General features: G+C 39.3%; 7 protein-coding genes. 5 read left to right on the top strand and 2 right to left on the bottom strand.

From position 1 onward, the window contains the following. Positions 1-286: 286 nt before the first annotated feature. Together F9K23_08430 and F9K23_08435 are read right to left on the bottom strand one after the other, a co-directional pair. Positions 287-850, bottom strand: coding sequence for a GNAT family N-acetyltransferase (locus F9K23_08430; GenBank protein KAB2916126.1), 564 nt, complete (start codon positions 848-850; stop codon positions 287-289). 151 nt (positions 851-1,001) lie between these two features. Next, positions 1,002-1,196 carry a hypothetical protein gene (locus F9K23_08435; protein ID KAB2916127.1) on the bottom strand — a complete coding sequence of 65 codons (195 nt, stop codon included), beginning with the start codon at positions 1,194-1,196 and terminating at the stop codon, positions 1,002-1,004. Positions 1,197-2,171: 975 nt separating this feature from the next. Here F9K23_08435 and F9K23_08440 point away from each other — a divergent pair. The 5 genes from F9K23_08440 to F9K23_08460 are packed head-to-tail and all read left to right on the top strand — an operon-like array spanning position 2,172 to position 22,147. Beyond that, entirely contained in the window at positions 2,172-5,216 is a 3,045-nt protein-coding gene (locus F9K23_08440) for a hypothetical protein (protein KAB2916128.1), read from the top strand. 4 nt (positions 5,217-5,220) lie between these two features. Beyond that, positions 5,221-6,051 carry a hypothetical protein gene (locus tag F9K23_08445; protein ID KAB2916129.1) on the top strand — a complete coding sequence of 277 codons (831 nt, stop codon included), beginning with the start codon at positions 5,221-5,223 and terminating at the stop codon, positions 6,049-6,051. A gap of 23 nt (positions 6,052-6,074) precedes the next feature. Next, positions 6,075-10,205 (top strand): hypothetical protein, encoded by a 4,131-nt coding sequence (locus F9K23_08450; protein ID KAB2916130.1) that lies wholly within the window; start codon positions 6,075-6,077, stop codon positions 10,203-10,205. Between the two features lie 14 nt (positions 10,206-10,219). Then, entirely contained in the window at positions 10,220-14,029 is a 3,810-nt protein-coding gene (locus F9K23_08455; protein KAB2916131.1) for a hypothetical protein, read from the top strand. Between the two features lie 30 nt (positions 14,030-14,059). Then, positions 14,060-22,147, top strand: coding sequence for a hypothetical protein (locus tag F9K23_08460; GenBank protein KAB2916132.1), 8,088 nt, complete (start codon positions 14,060-14,062; stop codon positions 22,145-22,147).

The raw sequence follows: 22,147 nt of genomic DNA on the forward strand, positions 1-22,147 counted from the left end.
CCTTAGCTTTGAGTCAAGTTTTAGCATAGACGGATTTAGATTTATCGCTCGCAAAACTCGAATTCCAATAATTCCACACGAAAACATTATCAAAAAACTATTCTCGCTTTTCAAAAAAAGTTCATTTTCAAACCTTATCGAAAACGAAATCAACATAAATAACAAAGAAAGTATTAACAACACTTTACTTTTAAAACCAAACTGTGTAAAAGCTATCAAGTACAAAGAGAGGTTTACTAAAATAACTGTTACCGAATATAATACTTGTTCAATCATAGCTTAACTGTTATCTGATTGCAGGATTGTGGATATGATAAAGTACACATTCTTGCAAACGTTCGTTACCCAGCATTCTGGAATGCATAAAGTTTTTTACCCTGTGCATACCGGCTTTCTTCATCACATTTTCTGACTTTTCATTAATTACGGGGCAGGTAGCATAAACGCTTAGCAAGTTTAAATCATTAAACGCATACTCAAGGCACCTTAACGCCCCTTCTGTAGCATATCCCCTATTCCAAAATTGCGGCGACAACCGCCATCCAATATCAACACAGGGGGTAAAATCAGCCTTATAGGTTTGTTCACTAAGACCTATAAAACCAATAAAAGCTCCGGTTTCAAGTTCATCAACCGCAAAGTAGCAATGCCTTTTTTGTTCCAACTGATATCGCATCCGTGCAATAAAGTCCGCTGTTTCACTTGCGCCAACCAGCGAAGGGAAAAACTCCATTGCTATTGGGTCGGCATTTATAGCAACCATTTTCGGAATATCCTCCTCCCTCCAATCCCTAAAGCCCAATCGGGTTGAACGAAACAGGTACTTTTGTTCCTTGTTATCTCTTTCCATTGCCCACAAAATATCTATTTTTTGGCAGTGTATGAAAACCGTCGTTATTTTATCGCTTAATATTTAAAGAAATTAGCGAAGGGATAAAAGGTCACATCGCCTTACTAGTCAATGTAAATCTTTAATTAAGCACCTAATAATCTTTACAAAATCAATTCTTAAATCGGTAATCATGCGGTCGATAGGAAGCACTAAGAAATTTTTCAACCATGGTATTGAACAAGTCAGGGTTTTGCCTTGCTAAGTGGTGAGTCTCTACCGGCAACATTGCCAAATGTGCCTTGGGAATATGCTGATAAATAAACAACGAGTGCTCTTCTCTAATCACATCCCTGTCAGTGGTCATTACAAGCACCGTTGCCCTAATTTTAGCTAACTGTTCAGCAGTAATATGCGGCTGAAACTCTATCCACTCTCACAACTCTGTCGCGTAGGCTGTGTGGCAGCGACTTGTGAGAATTATCTGTCCAGCCCACAGTAGCAAAGGTTCCAAAACACAATCTCTTTGTATGTAAAGTCTGTTGTCGCGGCTCATCGAGTGTTACCATTGCAAAGGTACAAACTTAGCGTATTTGCCCTCACAAGTCCCTGCCAACCAAGCTACAGACTTGCGAGAGCAAAGTGGAGTTGTCAATATACGGCAGTTTCAGGAGGTCAAAGAACTTGTAAGATAAGTAGTAACTGGAAACGGCTATAAATAAAGACGTCTCGATTTCTCAGGATTATAATTTGTAGAACTGACATACAAATTGCAAAAACCTGTTTCCAAGTAGCAGTTAGTATGCATGGCTTAGCAGGCGTTTCATAACATCATGTAATTAATTCGTCACGTCAATCTCGTAACCGTTATTGTTGCGAAATAAAAGTCTAATCTCTCAGAATTCCGCAAAAGGGCTTACACTATACGGGGAGAAACCAAAAAAACACATGTAAAATTAAACGATAGTGCTTAGGTAAGTTCTCAATCACTACTCTAGGCAAATGTGTGGTCACAAAAATAAGACCTCCACTTAGTAAGAAAACAGGTTTCAAGTTAAAATCATAAACAGCTAAAAATCAGCAAAATAAAAAACGACTGGAGTTTTTTCGTCGAAAAGTGGTAACCTTTACAATAACTTCAAATTACAATTCGTATGATTGATGTATAATTTTCAATCCACGCTTAAATTTTAAAACTATGACTACTTATGTTTTTCCTAAAAAAAATTAAACCAAAAAGGTAAAACTTCGTGTAAAACGCTTCGATAAGTGTCATACATGCAGTTAGCTTCTATATTGCTCAATAACATATTCTACCAATTACAAATAAACTATCACAATTATGCATTTTTTTATTGATCATACAAACTTACCCAATCAAACTACAAGCGATATGAAGTTTGGTCCTGACCCATCAAACCCAACAAATAAGTTTAATATTTCAACACAATTTAAATTAACCAAAGAAACTAAGGCATTTGCCTGCCAGTCAGGAACAATGGTTGTCCAGCAAAATGCCCTATACCCAAACCTGGTTAACTTAATAATTAAACCATCAAAACCAACAACGGTAAATGGTGTAAATGTAAGGTACTATATATACCGGGGAATAAAGTTCGATAACTTTTTTACAAAGTCAGGAACAACGGTGAGTATAACTGCTGAAAATGCAAATACTAATTCAGAGTTCATGACTTATTATTGGAAAATCAAAAAAGCCGTTATGGCTAAAATCCCAGCTATAAAATCATCGCCTCTTGACATTGGTTACGGCAATAAAAATTTACCTACAAATGATCCCAATTATCTTAGTGATCAAACTTATATTAGAGATATTTTTAACGGCAAGATAAAAGCAAAATCTTTTACAGTTAAAGAAGGGATGTGGATAGGAAACTTTAACAGCAGCTCACAAATTTCTTTTGAAATTGAAGTTGAATCAGAAATAAGTTACCCCGGTCAATTATTCACATATCAGAGTTGGGCAGTGCTTTGGAACGCAACTGGTCTAACAAATTTCGCATTGAAACGCAAGAAAGAAGAGGTTTATATAAATATTGATCCCGCTGCATTTTTTGGAATGCATACAGATGTAGGAGTAAAAGCTCACGGTGTTACTAATCCACTCAAAGGTGCTACTTTGTATACTACCTTAATTTCCAAGTTTTCCAATAAAAATAGGGTATACCTTGATATTAAAAGCGAAAGAGGGATGTCGTATAATTTTTATAACAATTATAAAATCGGCACCAATGATCCCGAAAACATAGTGTTAAATCAGGCTAACGGGCTCACGGCCGTGCAACTTAATAACCTTGCTGTGCATTATGGGAGTAATGGATGGCCGATTTATTATTTTGACACAGCAACTCATCAGGCAAATACTTCAAAAAATAAAATCAGTTTCAGATTACGGATAGGTGGTAATACAATACCTGTTGTATTTATTCAAAACAATAAATACAGTAGCAGTAATGCAAATAACAGAAAGTGTTTTTTCAAAAATATTACCGAAACTTCTCAAACCGAGTGGACTCAAAATATAACACTATATTACCCAGACGATGGTAGCACAAACCATCTCAATATGGCTACGCATTTAACCGTATATTATTATGTTGGGCAGGCCGTAACTTCAGGAACTTCTCGCCTGTTAAACAAAAAATACTATGATTCTGCATTTTGTTCAATTGATATGGAAGGGCTTGGTGATACCACTATTAAAAATGGACATGTTGAAAATGTAAGTCCGGTATACATTAAAGAACCTTTGCAAACAGACGGAACAGGCAACTTTTCATTTGCTTCGCAATCAGGAGCTTATTGGGATCCAAATAAAGTTCTCTTTTATTCCAAAGTTTTAGAAAAACGTACTGAAGATAGTTCAGGTAAAACGTATTTAAACACTCATTTAAGACGAATGAACATTGGTAATAGCCAGTTTTATTCAGATCTTTGGAATGATTTTTACATAGTATGCAAGCAATACCCAACTGCTACCGGAACACTTAAAATACCAGGTCTTAATAGTTATCATAAAGCACTTGTAAAAAAGGAAAAAGAAGATTTAATTCTATTAGGTTTAACAACCTCTGAACTTCAGCAAATAAAAAATACGACTACTGGTCTATCTTCATTTCATCCAAGGCATATTTTTCTTGAGAGAGACCACACTTATCCCCTTGTTGATACATCTGCTGATCACAGGCGATATTACAAATACACCGTAAAAGTTCAAGGAGTAAACGATAGCGGAGTACCGACAATGGTAACACCTACTGCAAACATAAAAGTTTACAGCCGTGACAATCAGTTTTTCACATCTTCAGCCTTTGCTGCAGACCAATCAGTGAGTGCCGGGGCTAACAGGATTGAGTTTCGTATCTTCCGTGATGGAAATATTTTCATAAACGATAATATAGATTTAAGCTTAGTAAGAAAGAAAACCATAACCGATTTGCAAGAAGTCGGTGATGAACCTGTATATACATTAGCAAATGACAGCTCCATCCCAGGAGACACTAGTGCTGCCCAAACAATTACTTATATTTACTACAATAGGGATACACCATTTTTATTACCTGTACTTCAGCCACAGGCAAACCAATGTTCTTTAGATATAGTTATGGAAGATCGTAAAGAGTTTGTCAGTCCTTCGTCCGGGATGACACAAGCAGAAAAAAATGCCGCTACTGCAACTGATTTTAGTAATTTGGGATATACAAATCACCTTAGGGATTATTCTGATTTCAACGATAATAATGTGTGGATTAAAAACGCATATAAAGATAATACTACTGGCAATGTTATGACACGTGGAAAAATACCAGGAAGCTCCGCTGGGAATAGAAAATATAAAAAAATAAACAAGAAGATATTTATGGTTCATGTAGATAGTGATATTGTAAATGCTTCAGTACATATAAACAATAGGTTTGTTTATGAGGCAACAGTAAGGTTTTTTGCGAGTCCTGATTTATTTGCAGTTTTCCTTGGGGCTTTAATAAAAGTGTCTATTGATGTAATAACACCAAATACAGCGTTAAATAATCACAATGTTATATGTGAAGGTTTTGCTTTTCCTGATGCCACATCTCACCCAAGTCAATACCATGTGAATGGTGATGCATTTGATATACATTATTTCCAACAGGAGGATGGAAATGAAACTGATGATATTAATTTTATTAAGGCGCTATACAAATTTGGAGGTGGACTGTTTAGAATCGGCCCAAGTTTACTAACAACAAATCTGAAAACACAATTAAACGCGGCCGGAATGAGATATGGAGCCAAGGCGGGACCCAATTATGACTATATAAATGGTGGTGAACTTCACGATGATCATCTTCATACTGAAAGAATAAAAATAAAAGTAACTGTTTAAAAATATGAAATATTATTTAATGTTTTTTTGTATAGGTTTATTTGTATACTCCTGCAAACAACCCCAGGATAAAAAAGGTGTTAATCCAGATACACTTTATAAAAAATCTGTGGGAGTCGATAGCAAACAGTTTCAAGAATCACCACTAGAAAACACAGATACCTTAATCTCTGATGGAGAACCGGAAATAAGCCCCTTGCCTTTTCAAGCTAATTTTGAGTTCAAACAGCTGTCTAAATTAATTTCAAAAAGTAAAAAAATATACCGATTACCTGAAATTAAAAAATTAAACTACATAACTATTGACGTATCACCATGGCATTTTAAAAAATGCAAGAACGAGATTCCAATTGAAACAGTTTTTAATTTTACAAAGTATAGATATAAATTACCAAATGTTTCTATCTACAATGTATACTTAGTATGTGACACAACGCATTCAAATTATACAAATAATAATAATATTCTTAAAAATTGTTTGGCAGTTACACATCCTATTCACGGTTATCTCATTTTTTATAATAAGAAGGATAAAATGGCGCACATTCTTGCTGCATATTATTCTGATAACTCTGGAGAGGGCATAGGTTACAGAAATTTTAGTATTGATAAAAAATATACGATTCATTTTCAAGACCATGAATTGTCGCGCAAAGATGATAATTCGCCGTCTATTGATATTCTTAAATATAAATATTCTATTAATATATTACCTGAAGGAGAAATAAAAATTAATTACCCTAAAATTGAAGAACGAGATGAGTCTACAGGAAAAATATTAGAGAAAGCGCCGCCAAAAACTAAAATAATTTCTTCAACCGGAGAACAAAAATAAATATTTACTAATTATCAATTGTAATGGCAGAAAACTTAATTCCATTAAACGAAATAATATCAACAGATGAAATTCCAGACAGTTTAGGGTTCATCAAAGATGCCCTAAATGATGTCTTCTCTGAATTATTTGTTGCAGATATACAAGCAAACATAAGCTTGTATAAAGAAAACGTAAATTATGAATTCAGTCTCATCAGCTCAGTACGACTGGAACTTGAAATACCTGGCTCAAATGGTCTAAAGCTAGTTCTTAATCCTGGTATAATTGAAAATGATACTTCGGAGTTCCCAATGTCCTTAGGATATTCCTGGCCTATTATAAAATACATTGAGGAGTTCAATTTAGCCAACTTTGATTTTCAGCCCCGTTCATTCTATGATATCTTAATTAATATTTGCAGGGCTACAGAGGCTGATTTACTCGCTGCTTTAGTTAATTCCTTTTATGAGTGGACAATATCTGATCGTGAACCCACTAACCCTGATGATGAAAGAAGCCCGGCTGAGAAATTTGTTGACGCATTCAATCTGAATTATAGCCCAACGACTCCCCTAGTCCTGCTTGATGATCCTGACGACTTAATAGTTTACGAAGATTTATTTAATCAACTAATAAGCAACGGGAATGAATTTGAAATAATTGAAATTCTCTTCTCAGATTTTATTTTAGATTCAAATGTTGATGAAACTGTTCGAAAAATAGAAAAAGTTTTTAGTTCGTTTCTCGGGAATTTTACTCTTGACTATATTGAAAAACTAATCACGCCACATTTTTCGGCCTCATTACAGGATATTAATATCGCACTTGAGTTTCCGCGAACTATGTTACAACCTTTAGATGAGAATGGAGAGGTGATTGAAGATGAAAATACTAAGGCTAGCCTCGTTTTTAATGTTGGCTCATTATTCTACAGCACCAAATCAGGTTTTGATTTTGATAATGTTTCCAGCATATCAACTTCAACGCCGGTAATGATAGGCAAAACAGGATTAATTGCTAATATTAAAAATTTAAAATTTGACATCAATGATGACAAAAATATTCCCGAAATAGACCAAGATGGCCGTGCACCCAGTTTTAAAGGGATTTATGTCGAATCATGCGATATCACGCTTCCAAAAAACTGGATAAAAAATGGGGGCACAAACAAAATAATTGTTGAAGATCTAATTCTTGGTTCAGAAGATGGAATCTCAGGCAAATTTAGCATTGCCAATTATCCTTTTGAATACCTTGTTAATTTTGAAGTTAGTAATAGCAGTAACATTAATGTTAACCAAGCTGAAGAAAAAATAACCATATCAGGCCCCAACTCAACTGAAGTCATTATCCCGTTCAACGGCACAAAAGATGTATACATCAGGGATACTCCCATCTATCCTAATCTTTCTCATTACCATAAAGTAGATAAAACCACCGGGGCTATAACAACTCCCATGGCCCCGGCTGGACTTTTAAATTACAAGTTTAATGATAACCTTTCAATTTCATTAGACTCATTTAATATAGAGTTTTCAAAAAATGAAGTAATATCAAGCAATATTACAGGTACTCTGATAGTAAAAGATACACCAGTTAGAGTAACTGTAATTATTGATGACGGATTTATTATTAAAGCCGATATTCCTAATGGACTGTCCCTTGTTGATAATAAAAATGTTACCATTATACTAAATGGCCTTACTCTTGGCAGGTCGAATGACATATCATTATTTGGCTTTGCAGGAAAAGCGCTGGTAAAATCAGATAATCCCTTTGTTGAAAAATTCATACCCAATTCAATAGTCGTTAATCGGTTATTATACCAATCGGATAACACATTAGAATTTGATATTGGTATAGGCTGGAAAAGCGGTTTTAGCGTGACAGGAACCGACGAAAATGGTTTGCAAATAGTAATTCCCATTTCTAGGAAATCTGATAAAGACCCTGCGATCAAAATCGATAGTATAAAAATTGTTGCCAAAAAACAAAACGGTGAACTTGATATCAATACCAGTCTTATTGGTGCCACCTTTAATATTGGCGTTGTTACTGCAACAGTAAACGGGCTTGGATTTAAAACCGAAATTACATTTCCTGAGGGTGGCGGAAATCTTGGCGATGCGAATGCAAAACTTGCACTATTACCCCCCACGGGCATAGGTATCAGAGTAGAAGGAGGAGCAGTTACCGGTGGAGGCTTTTTAGATTTCGATTCAGAAAATGGCCGTTATTCAGGTGCACTTGATTTAGCATTCACTGAGTTATCACTGGCAGCAATTGGTATTTTGGTTACAAAACTGCCAAGTGGAAAAAAAGGCTTTAGCTTTTTGGCAATTATTAGTGTGAAGTTTACCCCCGCCGTACAATTAGGTTATGGCTTTACACTTAATAAAGTAGGTGGCATATTAGGCCTTCATAGGGTAATGGATGCTGATAATATACGAACCGGTGTAAGGGATGGCAGCATGTCCAAAGTAATGTTCCCAACAGAACCAAGTAAAAATGCCCCTGCCATTATCAGCCAGCTTGAAAGTTATTTCCCTACCGCTGAGGGTAGTTTTGTTTTCGGCCCTATGGCTGAAATAGGTTGGGGAACTCCTACCCTTATTTCTCTTGAACTGGCGCTAATTATCCAAATAAACCCATTCAATATTGGGATTGCTGGTATTCTCAAATCATTGCTCCCATCTGCTGAAGAAGCATTACTAAAATTGCAGGTCGCATTTTTTGGGGAAATTAATATTCCTAAAAAATTCATAAAATTCGATGCCAGCATCTTTGATTCCACACTACTCACGTTCTCGCTCTCTGGCGATATGGTGGTTCGTGTTTTCTGGGGCGATAAAGGCGGATTTTTAATTTCCGTGGGAGGTTTCCATCCCAGTTTCACCGTGCCGGCTGAAATGGAAGTGAAGCATCCTGTACGAAGATTATCAATTACACTGATTGATACCCGCAATTTCAGGATTAAGTCAGAAACTTATTTTGCCGTTACATCAAATACTGTACAATTCGGCACCAAGGTTGATTTGTTTGCAGGTTTTTCAGAGTTTTCAATTAGCGGACTGGTGCAGTTTGATGCATTAGTATACTTCAAGCCAAAATTCAGCTTTGAAGTGGATTTACATGCTTCAGTAGCGGCTAAAGCATTTGGCAAAAAACTAATGGGTGTTGATGTGAGTCTTCACCTTAGTGGCCCCAATAACTGGAATGCAAGAGGCACTGGTAAGTTTGAGATACTGTTTATTGATTTTGAAATTGACTTTAACGAAACCTGGGGTGAAAGAAAAGCCGATGAAGAACCCCCAGCAATAAATGTCTATAACCTTTTTGAGAATTCAATAAAAGAAAAGAACAATTGGGAACTGGTGTATGAACAGCATGATAGCACATTAGTAAGTTTCCGTAAAGTTGATAGTTCAGATTTGATATATCTGCCCGGTTCAATATTAACGTTTAATCAACGGGCTGTTCCTTTGGGCGTACCTATTGATAAATATGGCAACCATAAGGTTGAACGTCAAAACCCAGTTGATGGAAAAGATAAATTTGAAATTACAAGAGTAGAATTATGGCTTGCCGATGTAGCCCAAATTACCCCTTCAACTACTAACTTTCCATTAGTGCTTGAGGACCTAAAAGAACAGTTTGCTCCCGGCGAATTCTTCACACTAAGCAATGCAAACGACAGTAGTGCAAAAGCACAGGGCTTTCTCAAAGCTCCTTCGTTCCAATTATACAAATCAGGAGCAACAACACAATTGCCTGATGCATTTGTGAACCCTTACGAATTCAGTTACATCCGACGAAAAAGCCTGAAACTACAAGAAATTTACGTTGATTCAACAGAAAATGATGCGAATAATATTGCTGTTGTAGTTCCGGAAAAGCAAGAAAGCTTTAATAATAGTCTGTGGAATAATTCAGCCAGTTTATCCCCTCTTTCACAATTTACAGATGCTGCAGTAGCATTTTCACCATTCGATTCTTACTCTGTAACAGGCGAGAAATTCATCATTGTAAGTACAGAAACATTTGAGCTATATAACCAACTAGAATATGGAACAGAGAATGAAGCAGCACAGGCATTAAAATATTTAATAAACGATAATATAATACAAGCAGGCGATTACATGGTAGTACCTGATTATGAGTTGGCTATTTAATTGCAAAAACAACTATGAGTTCAGCATATTATAATTTCATTTCGTATATAAGAGAAGGATTCTCTAATACAATAACCGAACAGGACATATTGGGTATACCTGATACCGGCTCCCCCCTTGTTCAGTATACCGCTCGAATATACCTGAATGGTGACGAAAATACGCCTAAACACAACCTGCCTATAATGTTAGCAGGCCCTGGCGAAATTACCGGGATAGACGAAAAGGTAATTGTTAAAAAAGCGCCTCTAGCGGGCGATACAAATTTTAGTCCAACATTTGTCCCATTTATTGAATTTTATTCACCCGATTTCCCATGGCGTTACACTGCTGCTGCTCCTGCACCAGCTGAAGAAAACGGAACACATGCCAAACGCTTAAGACCATGGCTTACCCTTGTTACCCTTGAAGAAGAAGAGTTTACCCTGCTCGAACCTGCCGCCGAAGGTTTACCCTCGAGATTTAAATTAAACAACGCTGGAAACCTTTCAAAGTTAATTCCATCAGAACAGGAAATTTGGGCATGGGCGCACATACAGGTAAACAGTGATATTACCGATGATGGTCTATCCGAAACTACTAATATAATTAATGATTATGCGGATTTAATACAAGACTCTCCTGATAAAGTAATATCAAGGATTATATCGCCACGTAAACTGAAGCTGAATAAAAACTATCGGGCCTTTTTAATACCTACTTTTAAAAGAGGGATACAAGCTGCATTAGGCCAAGAAGTACTGGCAGGTAAGCAAGAACCTGGCTGGTATCACAACCCTGTTAGTCCAAATACCAATCCTGATTACTTCCCATACTATTATAGCTGGGGATTTAGCACAGGCGAATATGGCGATTTTGAAAGTCTTGCGAGAAAAATCACCCCATCGGTGCCTTCTCCGGATATGGGTAAGATGAAAATGGACATGACCCGACCCAATCATGGATGGCTCGATAATATCGTTATTGAATCTCAGGAAGACTGGGATGGCCACCTGGATATGGAAGGGGTACTAAAACAACCTCTCCCGCTAACACCTGAATTGCCTATTGAAATCGAAACAGTTTATACCGACTTGGTGAACTTGGGTGATGACTTCCAAAACACTGCCAGCGGAACTATTACTGACCCAACTCTTACTATCCCCTTTTATGGACAGTGGTATGCAGGTGTTAGTAGGCTTGATGAATTAAATAACAGGCCATGGTTAAACCTGATGAATAAAGACCCGCGTTTTAGGTTGATGGTTGGTGCAGGTCAGGAAGTGATACGTAACAACAGCCAGTCTTATCTCGATAAAGCTTGGGGACAGGCAGGCGGAAAAGCAGGTGGCGGAGCAAGCACAAGTTTAGGTGGAGGTATTGGCAGTGGAACAGCTTTCAGAAGTGGCGGTGGCTTGCAACAATCCAACAAAACATTGCGAAAGCTGCAAACAGCCTATTTAGTTGCTGATAGGTTTTTCAAAAAACATACCCAGCAACTGCCTGACGATGAATTCTTATCAGTATTTGGCCGTGTGCTCAACCGTATTAAACATAACTGTGGATGCACTGGAACATACGACCCCCCATTTGAATATATACCCAACCCACTCCCGCCAATGGTGCCTACCGTTCAATTTGTTACTACATCTTTTACACCTATTGTAACAGGAGGTTCCGCAAATATTGATTGGCAGTTTAACCAAGGTGCTCCTACAAATCCTTACATGTTAAAGGTACAGCAAACACACCTGGGTGCAACAATCGTGCATGATATTTATATGCCGGGTACACCAACTCATATCGTCACATTAACCTATGCCGTGCTATCAAGTACCGAAATGGTTACCATGCAAATACTACCTTCAGCCCCTTATCTTATAGGTGAAAATGTAATTGCAACGGCTGAAATACCGGGAAGTGATGAAGGTGGCGGCGGTGAAACCCCTACCGTTGAGTTTTCATTTCTAACTTTCAACCCTGTAAGTTCAGGACCGTCAGCTAATGTGGATTGGATTTTTACACAAGATACTCCCTCCCTCCCTTACACATTGAATGTGGAGCAAACATACATGGGTCAAGTTACCGGGTTTACTATCGATATGCCGGGCAGTACACCATACACACACCCAATTATCTACGATGCCGGCTCCATGCCTGAAATTGTTACATTGATGATATTACCAGGCTCTGGTTATAATATCGGCAATATAAGTGCTGCTGAAGCAGTTATACCACCTTACAATGTTGTAGGTGAAGGCGGAGGAGGTATAGGCGGAGGTGAGGGTGAGAGTTTCAACGTGCAGATGACTACTGAAAGAAGTATTAAAGCCTGTGTAAAATGTAGTAGTGCATCCGTTAAAATCATAGATCCGGCATTCAGATCTCTAACGCGTAGAGGTAGCACCATAATGCGTGTAATGGGATTTCACAAAAACAACCCCCACAATACAATTACCCAGGTGGGTAACGGAACAGTGAAAACAGTTCCGCCGTATACTTATCCCGGTAGTCAGCTTTCAGTTTCGTATGGTATTATGATGACTTATCCCATAAGTGATACTGATTTTGTACTCACCCATATGGAATACTCGTCTGGCAATTATGATTGGAACGCTTACCCATATGACCCCAACTCAAACTTTAGGATTACCGCCAAAGTGATGAACGACATGCTAAATGCGGTTAACGAAACTATTAGCTTGTATGACACTGAGTATACCCCCGACCCATTAGACGTAATCGATCTTGCCATCACTGCAAAAGAGGCTTTGCAGCCTTATAAAAACCTTAAAGCACTGGCCGATGCAAGAATCAAGGTGAATGGCGATCAACCTATAAGCCAAGCTGTTGAAGATTTTGAGTTCAACCCTGTAAAAACTGCACCGGTATTTGATATGCCGATGATTAAACCACTGATTGAGTTTTATGATGAATTCTTCTGCCCCAACATATCTGAAATAGCAGATAATAGTATGACGTTGATGGAAGTGAATCGGCCATTTATTGAAGCCTATATGGTGGGTATTAACCACGAGTTGAACCGCAGGCTGTTATGGGACGAATATCCAACCGACCAACGTACGACCTTTTTCCGCTCTTTCTTTGAATCAAGCATGTATCCGCCACGCCCTGGTGAATATTTGACAGGGGCTGAAAGTAATAAACGTAGAGACATTACGGATATACATACGTGGGAGGATAAAGAATTAGGTGAAAATAACCCCCGCTTACCTGCTGATGACGCCAGCATAGTACTGGTACTAAGGGCCGAATTACTACGTAAATTTCCCAACCTTGATTTGTATGCGCAGGAAGCCGAATGGAAAACCGTGGGAGATAAAAAATATAGGGTTTTAAAAGAAGATACTGTGGAAAACCCTGTGAAACCCAAACGGCCGATATTTTTTGCCGATGCAAAACCCGATGTAAAAATGTTTGGCTTTGCGCTTACTCGCCAACAAGTAGAAGGTAGTGCAGACCCTGAAGATAATGAGCCTGGATACTTTTTTGTATTTCAGGAGCGTGGTGGAGAAGTTAGATTTGGCTTCAGTATTCCAACAGATGAAAGCGAGTTCAGTAATGAGCCGGAAAACTGGGAAGACCTTAACTGGGGTCATATAGCCGGAAGCCTTGAAGCTATCGATGAAATGACCTACATACCGATTGAACAAGCAAACTGGCTACCGGGGAATAATATACCCGTTGGCCTTCCTATAGAAGACGGTCCAAGCAGCAACCCAGACTTGTTTTGGGGTAATAACTCAGCTGATATGGCTTACATACTGTATGATAAGCCGGTAAAACTATCATTCCACGCATCTACAATGCTGGCTAATGTTTAATTCTATTAATTCATAAACGTATTTAAAAAAATGTCAATAATTGCAGGACCCGATAAAACACAAGCACTTGATGTAGTTTGTTATGAGCTTCCACAAGTGCCGGGATGGAATTTCAACTGGATGGTGCCGCCTAATGGAGTCATCCTCTCCCCAAACGATAAAAATTCAATTGTTGTTCAATGGCTATCACCCGGAACAGGCTCTATTATGGCCACCGAACCGGGAGGCACCGTCAATCTGAATATTGATGTACTACCTCCTTCACTCATTAGCGGACCTTGTCAGGCAAAACTGACAGAATATTCCACTTACTCTATACCCTTTAGTCCCGGCTCCAATTATAACTGGCAAATAATTGGCTCAGGCACAGTCATATCGTCGATTAATGAAAATGGAATAATAGTGCAGTGGGGAGGAACCGGCTCTCAAAAGGTGATGGTATCCGTAAACGGAGGGCCTTTTAATGAACTTGAGGTATATGTTGACCTATACAACGATATTGATACACGCGGTATAGTAAACTACAACGATATAAGCATCGCAAAACTCAACACAGGTTCAGGCTCACCCCTCAACTGGTTTACTTTCAACGGGGGCTCAAATATAATAACCACCGGAACCGATAATAGTGCAATTGCATGGACAAATAATGGCCCAGCGGCAATATACATTGAAGATACAGGAACTGGTGTATCCTATTGCCATCCCGTATATGTATCTGCACCAAACGTATTTATGGGGCCTTCTGAAGTTCAGGTGAGCCATACCAACAGGTATTGTGTTCAACACTCAGGCTCCCCTAATACACCATATCCTTGGAATATTACCGGCAATGGCACCGTACACCCAATTACCAGTAATACGGCATGTATTCAATGGGACAACCCCGGCAAAGTGGTTGTAATGATTACAGATATTACAATGGGTGTACTTTTCAAACACATACAAATAACCGACTCTTCCTTTATAAGTGGCATTTCGCAAGGTGTGCAACTAGAAAGTTATCCATTTCGTATAATAACTTCAGGAGCAGATTATACTTGGAATACATACGGAGCAGTATCACAAATATTCTCTGTTACAGACGATTTGTTTATTGCCGGACTAAGCTCAATAGGCGTTGGGCTTGTATGGACGGAAGACACCGCAGGAGTAAAAAATTTTAAGCCCATTTGGGCTGAAGCCGATCAGGTTGTAGGCCCCCCGGTTTGTAATAACGGCGAAATCGCCACCTATTGGTTACCATATATTCCGGACGAAACATACAGCTGGTATGTTATTGGCGGTGAAATTGAGGAAACATATAAAAATAAAGTAAAAATACATTGGACAACAGTTGGAACCAAAGCAGTTATAGCCGTTCGCGAATCTATAGGCGAAACACTTGCAGTGCCTGTGTATGTAGTTGAACGCCAGATTGACGGAGTCAAACAAGTTCCGATAAACTCAGCTTATGACTATAACGTAACAGATACAGATTCAAGCGAACTTTTTGACTGGTATATTAGTGCCTCAAACGCAAGCTTCACAGGAGATTCCCAAGGTATAAGCCTCACCAACATTGATTATAGTGTTGCAGGGGTATGCTGGGTAATAGCTAAAGACTCAAGCAATAATAGTTTCACTAGTATTGTGAGAGTTTATGAAATTCCTGCACCTGTCATAAGCGGAAACTTGCAGGCCTGTGCAAATGGCCCTGCAACACAATATACTTCGGCGTATGTTGACTCTGACTTTATGTACTGGTCGGTTGATGGAGGCGATATTATTAATGAAACTCCCGGAGAAATTATAGTACAATGGAATACCGAAGGCACTGGCAAAGTAATGCTACGCCAAACCAATGACGCCTTTCTTACAGAAGCTGAACTAAACATCTCCCTACTGTTAAAACCCGAGCCTGAAATTTTAGGCCCGGCCAATGTGATTGGTGGCAAAATTGAAACCTATAAAGCCGCCAGTACCGATAATGAATACATTTGGAGTGTTAGCAGCAGTGGCCAATTAATATCAGGACAGGGTACGCCCGAAATTATGATATTATGGCAAGTAGTTACTATTGAACACAATGGCACTATCACGCTGGAAGAAAGCAATAATTATTGCAGTGCCGTGACTACTGATTTTGATGTAGTTATCTCACCCATTCCTGTACCTGAAATACAAGGTGAAGATGAGGTGTGCGAGATGACAACCCATACTTACTCGGTTTTTGATAGTGCGAGTACTTTTTTGTGGGAAGTAGAAGGTGGAACCATCACTGCAGGACAAGGCTCACATTCAGTTTCAATCTTGTGGAACAATATGCTTTCCAACTCAACAGGCAAAGTAAAAGTAACTGAAACAAATGCCCTGTCAATTTCACAAATAGCCGAGCTTGAAGTAAATGTATTTGTAATACCTGAGCCTGCAGTTGTAGGACCTTTAAATGTTGGTGCTACCAGTATTGCAACATATGAAGTATATGACACAGGAAACTCTTTTATCTGGAGTGTGGTAGGAGGCAGCATTCTCTCAGGACAACACACACACCGTATTGAAGTGCAGTGGAATAATGTTACTACACAAACATTAGGCGAAGTAGAGCTTGCAGAGGAATGCCTTGTTTGCAACAGCAACCCTGTGATTGATTCAAAAACAATTACTATAAAAGCTATACCCAACCCTGTTATTACAGGTGATGACGAAGTGTGTAGTGGAAGTATTAGTAATTATGCTGCCGTTGACCATGGAAATGATTTTGTATGGGAAGTAACAGGTGGTTCTATTGTAAATACTCTAACCAACCCGCCTTCCGTAAATGTAAAATGGGATACAACAGCTGAGAAAACATATGGCGCTGTAAAACTAATCGAAAGCAGCCCTTATACAAATCCGGGTACTGTGGCATTAACCCACGAAGTAAAAATAGTACCTGTCGCTGCCCCCAATGTTACCGGCCCCCTGCAAATGGTATCCAATGCCTATTGTGCTTACAAAACTCCTGCAAGTGGCAATAATTTTGTCTGGGGATTGCCGACCGGAGGCGGAACAATAGTAGCAGGGCAAGGCACTAACTGCATATGCGTCCAATGGAATAATTTCTTAAGCGGCTCAAATACTTACACTGTTCGTGTAACCGAATCTAATGGAATTTGCAGTACAGATAATATCCCTTCTCAAATCAATGTAACCGTATATGGAAGTGCTGCATCAAACTTTATTGAGTTACAGAAAAATATTACACTAGCCCGGATTGGCCGAGATAGTCTGTTGGAGAACATTATTCTTAAAAATGAACGGGGAAAAATTATCAACGAAGATTTGTTTGCTCTTGACCGAAAAAAGCTCCCTGCTCTCGACCCGCGTAGGCTGGAACTTGATAATGAAAAACAACAGATCACTAACGACATTACTGATTTCACTTCATCGGTAGAGTCTAATAACAGTCTGCTGGAAACTTATTTAGCTGACTTAAATAATAGTAACCCTTCAGAGTTGGTTGCCAACCATGATAATGGTATTCCTCACGCACTTTTCCCTGTAAGGCTTGAAACCAAATTCAAAAAGTTTGACGATGGCGGAACAGATAAGTATAAAATACGTGTACGCTTGTACCCTGATGATTTGATGGTGCATACCCACGAAGAAAGCCTTACTCCTTGGGAAATAAGCACAGCTAAGGATTACTGGTTGAAGGTATGGGCAAGCAATACCACACAAACACAGAAAGATGCGTGGGCATTTGTAGCCAAACGTTTTAGTTCACAAAGAGCTGCTTGGATTATAAAAAAATTAACTCCTACAAATATTACCCAAATTGGTTTAGCACCTATCCCACTATTTCCTTTGGTCGATATAAAAACATCAGGGTGGACTCAACAGCCCGAAGTACGCATTATGCCTGATAAATTTCAGGTAAATGTGTATTACAAAGCCACGCCCGAAGCCGATTACACCCACCTTGCAGGAGAATTCTTTAACCAGATTGAAGACAGGCTGAAATGCGGTATTGATCCATTTAACGACGAAAGTCTGAAACTAAACGACACAAACCCTGATGATGAAAAACTTGAGTTTGGTGGTGGTATTGAATGGATGAGCGAGTTTAATGATGCCTTGGATAAAGGGATGGCCGGAGAAATTGTGTTAACTGGCATTAACAGTCTAACCAATACTGATATTGAAGATGGAATATTTAAAGTTGTAGCTATAGGCGTACGATACACAACCGATGCCACCAACTCTGCCACTAAAATAGGAGAGTTTATAGATGCCAAGCACTACACCTCAACAGGAATTGAAGTTCTGGGTAAAAACTATCAGGTAGGCAATAGCGGAGGCAAAGACGCTAGCTATGTACGTGATGAAAATATTGAAAAAACATTTGAGACTGAACTAAATCCCCCCCTTTTCTCCCAACAAACCGCTTATGCCGATAAGGCCGATGGCCAACGTATAGCTGAGTTACTTGGCATCAGTCCTGAAAAATTCTATCACGTTAAAAACAGTAATCTTATCTCCCACCTTGGCTCAATTCGCACCAACAACGCTTTGTGGGCATCTACAATGGGTTATTACCTGGGAGACCTATGGCATGAAACAGTTTCCAGACAGGAACTTGACCTTACCCGTCAGTTTTTTGTGAATCACGTTAACGGTGCAGGAACCATACCTTCGCTTCGCATTCACAATAACATTTATGGCATATTACCTATAAGCGATTATGATACATGGCAATGGGAAAATACAGACCCTGATAGCGTTTACCTTACCAAACTTACCCAAACATCAAACACTTTTAAAACTGCCTGGCGAAATAACATTAACGGTGTTGAATATGCCAGCAAGCCAGAGCCTTCAGGATTAAATAAAAACCAGCGACTGTTTGATATTATCAGCCTACAACCCGTATCCATGAGTTATTATCACAGGTTTGCTATTGGGCTTGACTTTTTGTGGAACCACAAATCATTTTCAAATGCAATGAGTGATGCATCGCTATGGTACGACGAAAGGTATACAGAAATACAGAATTTGTGGAATGAAATGCACTTTAGCAATTCAGGCAAAAACATTCCTTACGATTACCCCAAAATGATGCGTTTGAGGTTTTTTAACGAAGCCAAAGGAAAAATGCGTCAAGGACTGGTGCAAAATCAAAAACTATCGTGGATTGATCCTATTCTCCCTATTAATGATAACTACCTTCACTGGATTGCCAATGCTGATTTTGATACACTAACCGACGAAATTTTTGCTACACCTAATACACCACCTAATAACCTGCTATATCTGCTGGGTCGCCACGCGCTACTATTAGAATACTGGCGAGCAGCAATGGATGTATATACTCTAAACGGGCTGCCTCCCTTGCAAAATGGCTGGACAGATGCTGAGTTTCTTGATTTTGGTAACTTAAGCACAACGCACCCAATGCCCACAACGCTGGATATTATGAAAACCGGCGTTAGTAAATGGAAAGTGCTTAGCGACACCTCCATTATGCCGCCGCTTAGCATGGCAAAAAACCTTGATAACAGTCCAACTGCCGATATATCAAAAGTGAGGGCTGATTTAGAATATCTGGCTAATTTACCATCAGCTGAAGTAGATTTGCTTTTGCGTCAGCATCTTGATTTATGCTCATACCGTCTTGATGCATGGCAAACAGGTATGGCCAACCGCCGCATCTATACTTACAAAGACCCACAATCATCTTCATATAAACCAGGTGTTTATCTTGGTGCCTACGGCTGGGTTGAAGACCTAACCGTAAAAGAAAGGACCTACCTGCCTGCTAACACTGTTGACGGCATTACCGGCGATGTCGAAGATACCGAAGGCAGACTGGGCTACATATTCGCCCCAAGCATGAACCAAGCTTCGGCTGCAGCACTGCTAAAAAGCGGCTACGACTCGGTAAAAGATAACGAATGGGGTAGCGATTATGGCTATCCACGTCGCATAGGGTTGAGTTCAGAACGCGTTCGTAAAGCGATGCACATTTTCGAAGCCTTAAAAAACGGACAGGAACTGGGTGTAATACTAGGCAATGAATTTGAACGAAATGTACGCGAACGCATTAGTTCACAAGGGGTTGATGTTGTAGAAGGTCTGCTGGATATTTTCAGGTCAAACTTCCTGTTTGATCCGGTAACATCTGCTGAATCAGGACAACCGCTTGAAAAATCACAAGCAAAAGTAAATATTAACGGTTTCAGGCTATACAAACGTACTCGCATGGATGCCGATTCTGAATACCCATATCAAATTATCGGAAGCTTACCAGCGCCAAGCACTTCTGACCCTGTCGAAATAGCTCAAATTGAAGCTATTGAAACCTCGCTTGACCTGATGACCGAATCTATTGATGCACTGGGTGATTTGTGCATGGCCGAAGCTTCATACCAACTCTTACTTGAGAATTTTGATGCAAGCAGTGCAATTGCCAACTTGGTACAAAAGGGTGAAGATTTTCCAAAACGTATGGATATTGTCGAAGGTGAAGACACAGGAGCAGCATTACAACAACGCTACGCCCTTACTTTTGATAATAATGATGTAAACAACATTACAGGATGGCCATCTTCGCTCACCTTGCGTGCCAAAGCCGAACCGTACCTAAACAAATGGATAGCCTCAAAACTCCCTGAAGGAGAAAATATTTTCTGTACCGTTCAATTCCTGCAATTAAACACAAATACTCCGGTTGATTTAAATGCTTCGGGAGCTCCGTCAAATATATACGCAACAGATATAGTAACCTCTAAAGATTTGGGATTACATCCTATTGACCTCTTATACCTCACCGAAAACGACTACAACAATGATGGCACAGCATTGTGCCAGCTCATTAGGTACTATGTCCGCAAACAATTTAGCTTGCCAGAAACAACGGATATATTTGTTGATTTCCAGAACAAACAAGGCTTGCCCGGAGGAGCCTACACATTTTATGATGTCCTCCCCACACTAAGGCACATAACAAAACTGGTTACCGAAAGCCGTCCGCTTACGGCTCTTGACTTCATGTTCGGACACGAGCTAAAAGACGGTATTGACAATGGCTGTGATGTAAATGAACTATATGGCCGCCTCAATAATGCACTAGCTTCATTAAATAGTATTTACTCAACGCTTGAGCTTATTAAAGCCAGAATTACTGAAGATAAAGCCCTTGCTGAAGACTACACGGTACTGCAAAACACAATGCTGCAGGCAGCTAAAGCTGGAATACCTGCAGCAACTCCCAATTATGCCATTGAGACAAACAACACCGTTAAAAATAACTGGCTGGCACAAGTGAATGCTGTACTGGAAGATTTAAGCAAGCGTATTGCACCAGCAACTGACAAATTCAACGCATTAACCCCCGTATTAAGCAGTATGCCTGTAGCCGATGCAACAACCATTTTGAAAGAAGTTGTGCAGCTATTGTTTGGCAAACAGTTTATGATTATTCCAAGATTTAAACTGTTCAACCCTGCTGAAATTTCAGCCGCTTACACAGCAGCCCCCCTTATTCTGCCAGCAAATATCCCGCTACCGATGGAAGAATGGATGCAGGGCATCTCAAAAGTGCGTACAAAGCTCACAACAGTTGATAACCTAAACACCTTTACTGAAATATTACTGGGTGAAGAGCCTGAATTTAAGCCCTTACAATTACCATACATGGCAAACGATAAGTGGTATGGAATGGCACACAACGCTATTAATCACGAAGCTAGCAAACTTTCTGTTGTTGTGCAGCCATTTAGTTCAGAAGTAGATGGTTCTGATTTTGCCGGATGGTGCACAGGTATTATGGCTGATGAATGGGACGAGATTATCCCGTATCCCAAACAAACAGCCGGACTTGCTTTCAACTATGATAAGCCGGTGGCCAAAGCTCCTAACTGCATCCTATTGGCGGTATCGCCGGTTGTAGACAGTAACGGCTGGAATTTCGACCACCTATTGGGCACTGTAAATTCGGCACTTGAATTATCAAAAATACGTGCAGTTGACCCCAAATTACTTGGAGAATCTGAATACGGACATATCCTGCGCGCTGTTGTGACTCCTTATCAGCCAGATAAAAAAACAATTACTTCAGACATTGAAAGGGCTTTTACTATCAACCCCCAAAATTAA

Source organism: Bacteroidota bacterium (genome assembly GCA_008933805.1).
Lineage (GTDB): Bacteria > Bacteroidota > Bacteroidia > UBA8524 > UBA8524 > SB11.

Bases quoted from the DNA above. Each gene is read 5' to 3' on its own strand.
- F9K23_08445 (KAB2916129.1), top strand. From the start codon at position 5,221: ATGAAATATTATTTAATGTTTTTTTGTATAGGTTTATTTGTATACTCC.
- F9K23_08460 (KAB2916132.1), top strand. From the start codon at position 14,060: ATGTCAATAATTGCAGGACCCGATAAAACACAAGCACTTGATGTAGTT.
- F9K23_08455 (KAB2916131.1), top strand. From the start codon at position 10,220: ATGAGTTCAGCATATTATAATTTCATTTCGTATATAAGAGAAGGATTC.
- F9K23_08440 (KAB2916128.1), top strand. From the start codon at position 2,172: ATGCATTTTTTTATTGATCATACAAACTTACCCAATCAAACTACAAGC.
- F9K23_08430 (KAB2916126.1), bottom strand. From the start codon at position 850: ATGGAAAGAGATAACAAGGAACAAAAGTACCTGTTTCGTTCAACCCGA.
- F9K23_08450 (KAB2916130.1), top strand. From the start codon at position 6,075: ATGGCAGAAAACTTAATTCCATTAAACGAAATAATATCAACAGATGAA.
- F9K23_08435 (KAB2916127.1), bottom strand. From the start codon at position 1,196: ATGACCACTGACAGGGATGTGATTAGAGAAGAGCACTCGTTGTTTATT.